The organism is Alistipes sp. AF48-12 (genome assembly GCF_003477565.1).
Classification (GTDB): Bacteria; Bacteroidota; Bacteroidia; order Bacteroidales; family Rikenellaceae; genus Alistipes_A; species Alistipes_A hominis.
Map to the genome: position 1 here is coordinate 179,781 of NZ_QUDJ01000004.1, position 12,562 is coordinate 192,342.

General features: G+C 56.4%; 10 protein-coding genes and 2 pseudogenes. 10 read left to right on the plus strand and 2 right to left on the minus strand.

Annotated features, from left to right (window positions below; translation table 11 throughout):
* Positions 1-86: 86 nt before the first annotated feature.
* From DW082_RS04135 to bla, 7 genes and pseudogenes are all read left to right on the plus strand, one after another.
* A complete protein-coding gene (locus tag DW082_RS04135) occupies positions 87-1,211 on the plus strand; it encodes a DUF362 domain-containing protein (protein WP_055204113.1) in 1,125 nt (374 codons plus the stop codon).
* Between the two features lie 63 nt (positions 1,212-1,274).
* Entirely contained in the window at positions 1,275-1,784 is a 510-nt protein-coding gene (locus tag DW082_RS04140) for an ECF transporter S component (RefSeq protein ID WP_118457485.1), read from the plus strand.
* 4 nt (positions 1,785-1,788) lie between these two features.
* Positions 1,789-2,080, plus strand: a pseudogene (locus tag DW082_RS04145) (phosphoribosyltransferase).
* A 4-nt stretch (positions 2,081-2,084) separates the two neighbouring features.
* The gene (locus DW082_RS04150; RefSeq protein ID WP_182424086.1) at positions 2,085-3,962 is read left to right on the plus strand and encodes a TonB-dependent receptor; all 1,878 of its coding nucleotides are present in this window, start codon (positions 2,085-2,087) and stop codon (positions 3,960-3,962) included.
* A 36-nt stretch (positions 3,963-3,998) separates the two neighbouring features.
* Positions 3,999-4,936: pseudogene (locus DW082_RS04155) on the plus strand (DUF362 domain-containing protein).
* A 15-nt stretch (positions 4,937-4,951) separates the two neighbouring features.
* Entirely contained in the window at positions 4,952-6,559 is a 1,608-nt protein-coding gene (locus DW082_RS04160) for a 4Fe-4S binding protein (protein WP_118457489.1), read from the plus strand.
* A gap of 16 nt (positions 6,560-6,575) precedes the next feature.
* Positions 6,576-7,562: a class A beta-lactamase, subclass A2 gene (gene bla / locus DW082_RS04165; RefSeq protein ID WP_118457504.1), complete on the plus strand. Its 987-nt coding sequence runs from the start codon at positions 6,576-6,578 to the stop codon at positions 7,560-7,562.
* Between the two features lie 221 nt (positions 7,563-7,783).
* Here bla and DW082_RS04170 read toward each other — a convergent pair whose 3' ends face one another.
* A complete protein-coding gene (locus DW082_RS04170; RefSeq protein WP_118457490.1) occupies positions 7,784-8,716 on the minus strand; it encodes a 6-bladed beta-propeller in 933 nt (310 codons plus the stop codon).
* Between the two features lie 491 nt (positions 8,717-9,207).
* Between DW082_RS04170 and DW082_RS04175 the strand changes: the two genes are divergently transcribed.
* Complete coding sequence (locus DW082_RS04175) at positions 9,208-10,320, plus strand: hypothetical protein (RefSeq protein ID WP_118457492.1); 1,113 nt, start codon at positions 9,208-9,210, stop codon at positions 10,318-10,320.
* 99 nt (positions 10,321-10,419) lie between these two features.
* Here DW082_RS04175 and DW082_RS04180 read toward each other — a convergent pair whose 3' ends face one another.
* Entirely contained in the window at positions 10,420-10,794 is a 375-nt protein-coding gene (locus DW082_RS04180) for a RidA family protein (RefSeq protein WP_055204093.1), read from the minus strand.
* Positions 10,795-10,937: 143 nt separating this feature from the next.
* On the opposite strand from DW082_RS04180, the gene DW082_RS04185 reads away from it, so the two are divergent.
* Together DW082_RS04185 and DW082_RS04190 are read left to right on the plus strand one after the other, a co-directional pair.
* A complete protein-coding gene (locus tag DW082_RS04185) occupies positions 10,938-11,369 on the plus strand; it encodes an META domain-containing protein (RefSeq protein ID WP_101570694.1) in 432 nt (143 codons plus the stop codon).
* 124 nt (positions 11,370-11,493) lie between these two features.
* Entirely contained in the window at positions 11,494-12,420 is a 927-nt protein-coding gene (locus DW082_RS04190) for a DMT family transporter (RefSeq protein WP_172970765.1), read from the plus strand.
* The last annotated feature ends 142 nt before the right edge of the window (positions 12,421-12,562 follow it).

Genomic DNA, 12,562 nt, shown 5'->3' on the forward strand with positions numbered 1-12,562 from the left:
TAGAATCTTTTTCTAAAAATCCGTATCTTTTGGGCAAAAATCGCCGACTCGCTACAAAGTCGGCTTCAACCCAATTTATTCAGGACATGGCTTCTTCTCAAGTATTTTTCACAAACCTCCGCACCACGCCGACCAGCAACCTGCTGGACAAAATGGAGCGACTGGTTCGCCGGGCGGGCATCGCCGGCATCGATTTCGAGAACCGTTTCGCCGCGATCAAGATTCATTTCGGGGAACCGGGCAACATGGCCTACCTGCGGCCCCAGTACGCCGCCCGGATGGCCGGACTGCTACGTTCGCTCGGCGCGAAACCGTTCCTGACCGACGCCAACACGCTCTATTCGGGACGACGCGCGAATGCCGTCGACCACCTACAGAGCGCTATGGAGAACGGCTACAACCCGATCTCCGCACAATGTCAGGTCATCATTGCCGACGGACTGAAAGGCATCGACTACCGGGAAATCGAAATCGACGGCGAATACTGCAAAGCACCGAAAATCGGCGCGGCCGTCGCCGACGCAGACATTGTCATCTCGATGACCCATTTCAAAGGACACGAACAGACCGGATTCGGCGGTACGCTGAAGAACCTCGGCATGGGTTGCGCCAGCGTCGGCGGCAAGCTGGAACTGCACTGCGCGGCCCAGCCCGTCGTCAAAACGGAAAACTGCCGAGGCTGCAACATCTGCGTAAAACACTGCGCGCACGACGCCATACACCTGAACCCGGAACGGAAAGCCGAGATCGACTACTCGAAGTGCGTCGGCTGCGGACAATGCATCGCGTTATGCCAGTACGACAGCGCGTCGATGGGGGCCAACGATACCTCGGAACGCCTGAACTACAAAATCGCCGAATACACGAAGGCCGTGCTGAAAGACAAGCCGAACTTCCATGTCAGCTTCATCATGAACGTCTCGCCGGAATGCGACTGCTGGAATCATAACGACGCCGCCGTCGTCCCCGACCTCGGAATCGCCGCTTCATTCGACCCGGTAGCCCTGGACAAAGCCTGCGCCGACCTGGTGATCCACGCGCCCGCGTTGCAGACGGTCAACCGACTTACCGAAAGTCGTCCGCACGAACACCTCGAAGATACCGACAAATTCCGACTGATGCATCCCGACACCGACTGGCTGGCCGGACTGACGCACGCCGAAAAGATCGGAATCGGAAACATGCAATACGAACTGATCGAGGTGAGGTAACGTTTCCTCCCCGAAGATACTCCGCAATACCGCAATCGAATAACTTTAAAATACAACTATGTTATGGAAACGACTGTAAAACTCTATTCGCTGAACTTCCGACAGGCCAAGACCTATTGGTTCACGCTGCTGTTCGTAGCCGGCAATCTGATTCTGCCGCAATTATGCCATCTGATTCCGCAGGGGGGACTGATCCTGCTGCCGATCTACTTCTTTACGCTGATCGCAGCCTATAAATTCGGCATCCGGGTCGGCCTGCTGACGGCCGTGCTCTCTCCGCTGGCGAACAGCGCGCTGTTCGAGATGCCCGCTGCCGCCGTACTGCCCGAAATCCTGATCAAGTCGGTCACGCTAGCCGTAGCCGCCGCTATGGCGGCCCGTTACCTGAAAAACGTTTCGCTGCTGGCGATGGTCGCCGTCGTACTGACTTACCAGATCATCGGCTCGCTGTTCGAATGGGCCCTCACAGGCAGCTTCCTCACCGCCATGCAGGATTTCCGTCTCGGCGTTCCGGGCATGTTGTTGCAGATCGTAGCCGGGTACGCGCTGCTGAAATGGCTGGCCAAACGCTGACACGATGCCGGGAAAAACATTCGAAGAAGTGCTGACCCGTTTTCGGGAAATCCCGATCCCGGAAGATTTCGACCTGCTGGTAGCGATCGCCAACGGCGGGATCATACCGGCCGCGCCGTTGAACCAACGGCTGAACAAAGAGGTTCGCCCGCTGCGAATCAACCTGCGCGACGAATGCCAGCGGCCGAAATACGACAAACCGAAAACGGCTGGCCCCGGTCGACTTCGACGTGAAGGGGAATGCGGACTACGCGCTGTACAACGAAGCTTGCTTCCGATTTCCAGGGATACTCTGACCGTATGAACGTACCGACGAAACTTTACCTATGCGCCGCAATGGCATGCTGCGGCATGATTTCCGCACGGAGCGCCGTACCGGAACGCTTCGCCGACTCCGTACGGATGGACGAAGTGATCGTGACCGGATCGCGGCCAGCGGTAAACCTCCGCAACCTGCCGATGAGCGTATCGGTCGTCGAGGAACGGCAAATCGAACGGCGGTTCGAACCGTCGCTGCTGCCGGTGCTGACCGAACAGGTGCCCGGACTGTTCATCACCGGACGCGGCGTGATGGGGTACGGCGTGGCGGCCGGCGCGGCCGGCGGTATGAAAATCCGGGGAGTAGGGAGCGAACCCACTTCCGGGGTGCTGGTGCTGATCGACGGACATCCGCAGTACATGGGCCTGATGGGGCATCCGCTGGCGGACAGTTATCAGTCGATGAACGCCGAACGGGTGGAAGTGGTGCGCGGCCCGGCCTCGATCCTGTACGGGTCGAACGCGATGGGCGGCGTCGTAAACATCATCACGAAAAAAGGGCAAGCGGATGGCGTCTACAACACGGCCCGCCTGATGTACGGCTCGTTCAACACGCTGAACGTCGAAGTGAGCAACGCCGTGCGGAAAGGAAAATTCAACAGTTTCGCCGCGCTGAATTACAGTCGTACCGACGGACACCGCAAGAACATGGGATTCGGCGGTTGGGGAGGCTACCTGAAGCTGGGCTACGACTTCACCGCGCACTGGAAAGCGTTCGCGGACGTGAACCTGAACCATTTCGCCGCCTCGAACCCCGGTTCCGTCACCGCTCCGCTGATCGACAACGATGCGCTGATTACCCGCGGAATGACCTCGTTCTCGCTCGACAACCGCTACGAACGCACGTCGGGATCGCTGAAATTCTTTTACAACTTCGGATATCACAAAATCGACGACGGGCACAGCCCGGGACAACCGTCGCCGGACTACCGTTTCCGTTCGCGGGACCGGATGCTGGGCATCACGGCCTACCAGTCGTACCGGCTGTTTACGGGCAACCAGACGACGCTCGGAGCGGACTACCAACGCAGCGGGGGACGCGCCTGGAACCGCTATCCCGACCGAGACGAACAGTTGGCCGACAAGACGCTGAACGATGTGGCGGTCTACCTGAACATGCAGCAAACGCTCGCGAGATGGATGACGCTGAACGCGGGCGTCCGCATGGATTATAACCCGCACTTCGGCGCGCAGTGGGTCCCGCAGTTCGGGATCAGTTTCCCGATAGCGCCCGAAACCGTCCTCAAAGCGATCCTCAGCAAAGGATTCCGGACGCCGACCATCCGCGAAATGTACATGTTTCCGCCGCAAAATCCCGACCTGCGACCCGAAAGACTGATGAATTACGAGTTCTCCGTTACGCAGAGTTTCTGGCAATGCAAACTGTCGCTGAGCGCCAATGTTTACTACCTTAAGGGCGACAACACGATCCAGGCGGTTTTCGACGGCAACCGGCCGATAAACGTCAACACGGGCCGGATCGAAAACTACGGCGTGGAACTGACCGCGCGATACCGGGCCGCCCGGTCGCTGGCCTTCTCGGGCAATTACAGTTGGCTGCACATGGAATACAAAATACTGGCGGCGCCGCAGCACAAACTGTACGCCGGTATCGACTTTATCCGGCCGCGCTGGAGCGTATCGACCGGGGTGCAATACATCCGCGGACTCTATACGGATCTGAAAGCGCCGGGCACGGAGCAATTCGTATTGTGGAACCTACGCGCCTCGTGGCAAGCGAGCTCCGTCGTCGAACTTTTCGCGCGGGGCGAGAACCTGCTGGCCCAGGACTACGAAATCAACGCCGGTTACCCGATGCCCCGAGCCACGGTTTTCGGCGGCGTGAACCTGCGCTTCTGATATACTTCGAAAACAACCCGACTAAAAACAAACGCGATGGACAGACGAGATTTCTTAAAGGCGATCGCCCTGACGGGGGTTGCGATGATTATCAAGCCGGGCGGAACGATGGATCTGCTGGCCCAATCCGTCACCGACCCCGCTACGGGAGGAAAAACCGACCTGATCGCCGTCATGGGCGGCGAACCGGACGCCATGTTCCGCAAAGCGATCGCCGAAATGGGCGGCATGAAAAAGTTCGTCAAAGCAGGGGCCAAAGTGGCCGTCAAACCGAATATCGGCTGGGACAAAACGCCCGAACTGGCCGGCAACACCAATCCCAAGCTGATCGCCGAGATCGTAAAACAATGCCTGGCCGCCGGAGCCAAGGAGGTCGCGGTTTTCGACCACACCTGCGACGACTGGATCAAATGTTATAAAAACAGCGGCATCGAAGATGCCGCCAAAACCGCAGGCGCGAAAGTCGTTCCGGCCCACGAGGAGTCCTATTACCGCGACATTTCGCTGCCGCACGGCAAAATCCTCAAAAACGCCAAAGTGCACCGGGCGATCCTCGACAGCGACGTCTGGATCAACGTACCGGTGCTCAAACACCACGGGGGAGCTAACCTGACCATCTCGATGAAAAACCTGATGGGTATCGTCTGGGATCGCGGCGCATTCCACCGCGACGACCTGCAGCAGTGCATCGCCGACATCTGCACGCTGCAAAAGAAACCGGCGCTGAACGTGGTGGACGCCTACCGCGTGATGAAGACCAACGGACCGCGCGGTCAGTCGGCCGACGACGTGGTGCTCGCCAAAGGCTTTTCGTATCGCCGGACATCGTCGCCGTCGATACGGCCGCCACGAAATTCTTCAACCAGATCCGCGAAATGCCGATGGAATCGGTCGGACATCTGGCCAACGGCCAGGCGCTGAACATCGGCACGACGGATCTCGATAAGTTGAACGTCAAACGAATCAAACTGTAAAAAGACGAAAACATCATGCTCAGAAAGTTGCGTGTGGTAGCGGCGGCGGCGACCTTTACCCTGATTACGCTCTACTTCCTCGACTTCGCCGGATGGCTGCCGGAAAGTTTTCACGGACTGGTCAGTATCCAATTCCTGCCGGCGGTGCTGTCGTTGAGCCTCGTCACGCTGGCCGGGCTAATTCTGGCGACGCTGCTGTTCGGGCGGATTTACTGTTCGGTCGTCTGCCCGACGGGCATTTTCCAGGATATCGTGAACCGAATCGCCGGCCGGTTGCAGAAAAAACGGAAACGGTTCGCGTTCGCGCCGGCGAAAACGATCCTAAGGTGGTCGGTGCTCGGAGTCGTCGTAGTCACGTACTTGTTCGGCCTGACCGTCGTGCTGAGCCTGCTCGATCCGTACGGGGCTTACGGGCGGTTGGTATCGAATGTCTTCAGCCCGGTCTACATGGCCGGCAACAACCTGCTGGAAGCGATTTTCACGAAATTCGACAACTATACTTTCTACCGCACGGAAGTCGCCGTCGTCAGCCCGCTGGCTTTTATCGTCGCACTGGCCACGTTCGGAATCATCGGTTTTTTGGCATGGAAACACGGTCGCTCGTACTGCAATACGATCTGTCCGGTCGGCACGCTGCTGGGTTTCCTGAGCAAATACGCGCTGTTCAAAATCAGGATCGACAAGAACAACTGCAACGGTTGCGGCGTATGCGCTTCGAAATGCAAAGCGTCGTGCATCGACCGCAAGACGCACACGGTCGATTACAGCCGTTGCATAGCCTGTTTCGATTGCCTGGACAACTGCCGGCAGCAGGCGATCCAGTTCTCGTCCACCGCATCGAAAGCGGCGGTTCCGTTGGCCGTAAAAAAGGGCGGTATCCCGCAAACGGTTCCTACGTCTTCGCAACCTGCCCCTTGCAGCCCGCCCGAAACGGCAGGCGTTTCCGAATCGCCCGACCGGTCGCGGCGGCAGTTCCTCGGCACGCTGCTGGCGACCGCCGCCCTGCTGCCCGAAGCATTCGCCAGAAAACAGGAAGAGTTGCTATCGGGCCGCAAAGGGTACAAACGGCAGCATCCGCTCTGCCCCCCGGGAGCGGTCAGCCCGGAGCACCTGCTCAAACACTGCACGGCCTGCCACCTATGTATCGCCAAATGCCCGTCGCACGTACTGAAACCGGCCGTAACCGAATACGGACTCGGCGGGGTAATGCAGCCGGTAATGTATTTCGACCGCGGATTCTGCAATTTCGACTGTACCGTCTGCTCGGACGTATGTCCGAACGGGGCGATCCATCCGCTTACCGTCGAGCAAAAGCACTTGACGCAGGTGGGGCGCGTCGTATTCATTAAGGAAGATTGCATCGTCTATGCCGACGAAACGAGTTGCGGCGCCTGCTCCGAGCACTGTCCGACGCAAGCGGTGACGATGATCCCGTACAAAGAGGGACTGACCATCCCGTCGATCGACCCGGATATCTGCGTTGGATGCGGCGGCTGCGAATACGTCTGCCCGGCACGACCGTTCCGGGCGATCCACGTGGAAGGCAATCCGGTGCAACAGCAGGCGAAACCGTTCGAGCGAACGGGCGGCAGCGACATCAAAATCGACGACTTCGGATTTTAAAATGCGCAGACCGCTCATGACCGCCGAAACCGTCCGACGAATCGCCGCATACGGCTGTCTGACGGCCGTATGCCTGTTCGCAGTTTTATGCGCTACGGCAAAACCGCAATGCGAAACGCTCGTCCGGCAAATCGACTCCGTGCTGTCCCGGTATCGAGCGACCGTCGGGGTGGCCGTACTGTCCGACCGGGACGAAATCGTCGCGGCGAACGACAGCATCCTGTTCCCGCTGATGAGCGTATTCAAATTCCACACCGCCCTGGCCGTACTCGACCGCATGGACAAGAACCGCACCCCGCTGGACAGCGTCGTCCGCATAAAAGCTTCGGACATGCACCCGGACACATACAGCCCGCTGAGAGAACGACACCCGGGCCGGGACTTTTCGATTACGATAGCGGAACTGCTGAGATACAGCGTAGCGCACAGCGACAACAACGCTTGCGACATCCTGCTCGAATATGCCGGAGGCCCCGAAGCCGTCGAAAAATACGTGCGCGGCCTCGGCATCGAAAACACGTTCATTTCCGCCTCGGAAAAAACGATGCACGACCGGATCGAGAACCAATACCTGAACCGTAGTACGCCGACGGCGACGGCACGCCTGATCGAGACCTTTTTCGAAAACCGGCTGTTCGCATCCAAGTACAAAAAATTCCTGATCCGGATCATGACGGAAACCTCGACCGGGCAGGACAAGCTCAAAAGTCTGTTGCCCCCGGACTGCACGGTCGGCCACAAAACGGGCTCTTCCGACCGCACCTCAACGGGCGTCAAAATCGCCGACAACGACGCCGGATTCGTGCTGACGCCGGACGGCAAAAGATACTACATCGCCGTATTCGTCAGCGATTCGCAGGAAGACGATCCGACGAACGCCTCCATAATCGCCCGCATTTCCGCAATCGTATACGATTTTATGATACGTCCGACTGATCCGAACCGTCCGACGCTTTGCCGCCCCGAAAGCGTGTCGGCCGACGATGCGGCCGGGAGTCCGTAAAAAAGAGAGCGCCCTGCCAAACAAACAAGCGCTCTTCTTTGGTTGCGACGCCGCAGGTAGCGGGAAGCGGTACTTACGCTCAGAAGTTCGGCAATACAACCTTTATTCGAACGGATGATTCGAATAAAAAAACAAAACCGGGTTATCATCCTCCCGGGCTGTCCGCACACGGCTCAGAAAAACCGAATCCGTTGAATTTCCCCGGTCGGATACCGACAATTTCAATTGCTGTAAAGTCTGAAAGAACCCGACCACAGGATGCCCTCCGACGTGTTCGACGGCAAGCATTTCCCCGAGGAAAACCCCCAGACGTCTTTCCCGTCTTCGGTGACGTTCGTAACGGAATAAACGTAACCCTTTACCAGCAAATCCCAAAACTCCTCCTGTGTCAATTGTACATTCAACCGCGACGCAGGGAAATTTTTCTCCCCGAAATCGATTTGGAACCAAGGTACGATTTTCTTCCCGTCCAATCGGTAGACCGTATTGTCGTACCGGCACGTAAAATTCAGATGATCGGAAACGACGAGCTGCCGCCCGATGGAATAGGTATTGAAAGGAATCGGACGTTCAAAAGGAATTTTTACAAATCCATCTTCCCGTCCCCGTTCTATCAGGGACAGATAATCGGCCGGAAACATCTGCTGGCTGTTAATCGCGACAAGGTACTTTTCCGTAAAAGCCAACTCTTTGAACAGAGCGTCCGGCAACCGGCTTTCATACCGGAAATCGCCTTGTACACCGCAATGAATCAATTTGTAGGGCTTATCGGCATAGATGATCAATTCTTCCCGGTCGGGATCGATCACGAAATCCGTCATTCCGATATACTCCCCGGGCCCTCTGCCGACCCGGCGAATATTCCATAAAAACTTTCCGGCGGTATCGAACACGCATATTTTATCATAGCGGTTATCCGAAACAAAGATCCGACCGTTCCACAGAACGACTTTCGAGATCATACTCAGCGCCGATTCGGAAGTGGTTTCCAGAAATACCGGTTTCGAATAACGCCAGAGAGAATCGCATAAACCCGTATTCGCTTCCCGAACAGTCACCGTAAAAACAGGGGCGGATCCGGATTCTGCGGACGAAGTACAGCCAGCGATCCACAAAACAGAAACCCAGAAACAAATAAACGACGACTTGTACATCGGCAATCAACTATAAATCATTGTTCAAATGAAGTTTACTCTTGAAGAAAACAATTACGGCAAAAGACGCGCACAACGCGCCTAATGGCATATACTTATATCATCCCGAAGATAAACCGATTAATCTTTACATGCAAATTTGGCACTAACTGATAAATTAAATCGAATCAGGTATGTGGACAAAATACCCATCTTTAGTCTGCCCGTCGTTGATTTATTCCGGAAATCTTTGCAATATTGCATTCCGTGTCGGAAACACCCCGAACGGGTTTTAACCGTACCGTTCAAAAGTCCGTAAAACAGAAAATTATGAGATTTCATTCCTTACTGCTGTGTACGCTTTTCTGCATCGCGACCGGCTGCGACAGCCTGGCCGCCCGGCCGAAAGACCGCGACGACCGCGGATGCGCCACCTACAACATCCTGGACTTCGGAGCGAAAAACGACGGGACGACCGACTGCGCCCCGGCCTCGAGAAAATATTCCGGCGGATGGAAGGCAAAAGGCAGGTCGAGATCGTCCTTCCGGCGGGGTCGTTCCGGATATCCCGACGGATCGTTTTCGACCAGCCGCAGTTCGGCGGATACGATTACCATTCGGGAATTTGCGTCAGGGGAGCGGGGGAGGACGCGACCGAACTGATCTGCGACAACGAGGATGGAGGGCTTTATTTCAATCTGGCGACGAATATGCTGACCGTGACCGTCTGCGATCTTTCGCTGGTCGCCGTAAAAAAAGGCCTCGGTACGGCGGTCGAATTCAATACGGCCGACCAGAACCCCGGAGATCACCATTCGAGGATGTTCCAGGCAAGGAACCTGCTGGTGCGGGGGCCGCATTTCAGCAACGGCTATTTCGCCAACGGAATCGTCGTAAAGAACGCCTGGTATCCGATGCTGGACAATGTCAAGATCACGTCCGAGTACGGCGATTCGCACGGTAAAATGGCTGCGGGATTCGCTTTGCTGGACTGTTACAGCCCGCTCGTCGACAAATGCTACTTCTGGGGAGGGGCGGAATACGGCCTGCTGTACCGGAGCGAAATAGACAGCGAGGACGGGATCGTATCCGACTGCTACTTCGTAGGGCAGGACACCGGCATTCGGGTAAGGCTGTCGGCACGAACGGACGGGTGGGGCGAACCGGCGTTCCACCTGACCGACAGCCACATCCACTACAAGGTCAAAGGACTGGCCCTGAAAGGCATCCGGCAGGGATTCGTCTCCGGAAACCTGTTTTACTGCTTCAACCGGGCGGCGAGCAGGTGGCATGCCGACCCCGACAGCGTATCGTCGTACACATCCAAAGACATCGAATGCGACGCCGTGAACGATTTCATCGTGTCGCACAACCAGTTCGCCGAGCCGGCCTCGCCGAAGAGGGTGTGCATAGACATCCTTCCCAACTCGGGCAACCTGCTGATCGACGGCAATATTTTCAACATGGACGGCACCGCCATTCGAAACCGGTCGCAGGTCAGCAGCAGGTGTATCGGAAACGTGTATACCGGGAGTCCCGACTTTACGAAATCGGCCGACGGAGCGAACGCCCTGATCCGGTACGTCGATCCGAACGGAACCCTAAAGACCCTCGACTTCGAATAAGCCCGCAAGCGGCCGCCCGCCCGGCAACGCTTTCCCAACGACAAAAACGACCGGACGTTGCTGTCCGGTCGTTTTCCCGATACGAAAGCCGTACCGCGTCTATTTTACGGCGATCACATCTATCTCGACTTTTGCGCCTTTGGGCAGCGCCGCGACCTGATAGCACACCCGGGCCGGCATCTGCCCGGTGAAGAATCGAGCGTAGACTTCGTTCATGGCCCCGAAATTGCTGATATCGTCGAGCAAAACGGTCGATTTGACCACGTTGTCGAACGAGCATCCGGCTTCGGCGAGGATCGCCCCGATGTTGAGCAGCGATTGTTCGGTCTGCCGGGCGACCGTATCGGGCATCGTACCGCTGATCGGATCGATCGGGAGTTGGCCGGAAACGTAAACCGTCCCGTCCGCTTCGACGGCTTGGCTGTAAGGGCCTACGGCCTGCGGGGCCGCCGCGGTTGCAATAACTTTTTTCATGGCTCTGTAATTTATCGGTTATACTGTCGTGCAAATTTAAAACATCATCCGGAATCCGGACGGGTTCTCGGAAATTATTATTAGCTTTGCTTGCCGTTTTTTCGGAGGGTATTTTTAACAATTACAAATAAAATCAACTTATTATGAAAACCGCACGTTTGATTCTCGCAATCGCTCTCGCCGTTTCGGTTACGGCCTGCTGCTCCTGTCGCAAAGGAAAAAAGAATGCCAAACCCCTGACCGAAACCACCTGGGCGATGGTCGAATGGGAAGGACAGCCGTTCAAAGCCGACAACAACTATACGTTGGTATTCAGCAAAGAAAAAGGCCGTTTCGGCGGACGCGGCGACTGCAATTCGATCATGGGCAATTACACGCTGTCCGACAACGGCAAAATCAAAATCGAATCGGTCGCTTCGACGCGCGCCATGTGTGCGAATCAGGCTCAGGAAGACAAATTCATCAAAGAACTCGACCGGGTGGATTCTTACCGGATCGACGGAGACCTGCTGATGCTGATGCACGACGGCGAAATGCTGATGGTGATGCAGGCGCAGGACACGACGATGAAATAAACGGAAACAGGAGAATACCTGCTAAAAAAAACGGATGCGCCGTCCCTCGGGACGGCGCATCGTTTTCCTGGTATTCCCGGCGCGTTTTTTGCGAATTGATTCCCCACGAATCAATCATCCATCCATGAACGCACTGCAAAATAAGACCAAGGCCCACCTCGGCCTGATCCTGGCCAATCTGGTCTGGGCGATGAATTACCCGTTTTACAAGATGATTATGCCGCAATACATGTCGCCTTACGCACTGGCGACCCTGGCGGTAAGTATCGCCGCGATCCTGGCTCTGCTGTCGTTCTTTTTCGTTCCGGTCGAACGGGTGCAACGCAAAGGAGACATCGTAAAATTCATCGGGGCAGCCGTACTGATGGGCGTCGCAAAAAAACTGTTCCTGATGGTCGGCATCCAGCATACCAGCCCGATCGACGCCTCGATCATCGCCACGCTGGGGCCGATCCTCGTACTGGTGATCTCGGTATTTTTCCTGATCGACCGGTTCACTCCGATGAAAATCGTCGGCATGGTGATCGGCCTGGCCGGCGCGCTCGTGGTGATTCTCAGCAACAGCGGCACGACGGCGGCGACGGCCAAACTGGGCGGCGACGCGATCGTCTTCCTCGGCATTGTCAGTTCGTCGTTCTCGATGGTATGGCTCAAAGACCTGATCATGCGCTACAAACCGATCACCCTGTTGCGCTGGATGTATCCGCTGGCCGCGCTGATGCTGCTCCCGTTCGGACTGAGCTCGGTGATCCATACCGATTTCGCCGCCATCCCGCCGCACATCTGGTGGGTAATCGCCTACGCCGTCCTGCTCCCGAGTTTCGGACCGAATTACCTGCTTATTTTCAGTCTGCACTACGTCAAACCGACGATTAGCAGCGTCTATTTCTACCTGCAACCGGTCATCGCGACCGGGCTTTCGGTCGCCCTCGGCATGGACAAACTGTCCTGGGATCGTGGACTCGCCTCGATCGCGGTTTTCGTCGGCGTACTGCTGGTAGTCAACGCATATAAAAACCATCCGTCGGCCCCGCGGCACGGCGGGGAGTGAACCCGCCGGCAGAACCGATTTCGCATAATCCCGGGATATTATTGACAATCTGCCAAAAAATAGCTATTTTGCAGATTATTGCAAAAGTCAAGTTATCGAAACATGGGCAGTTCAAAATTCAAAGAGTATAAAGGACTCGATC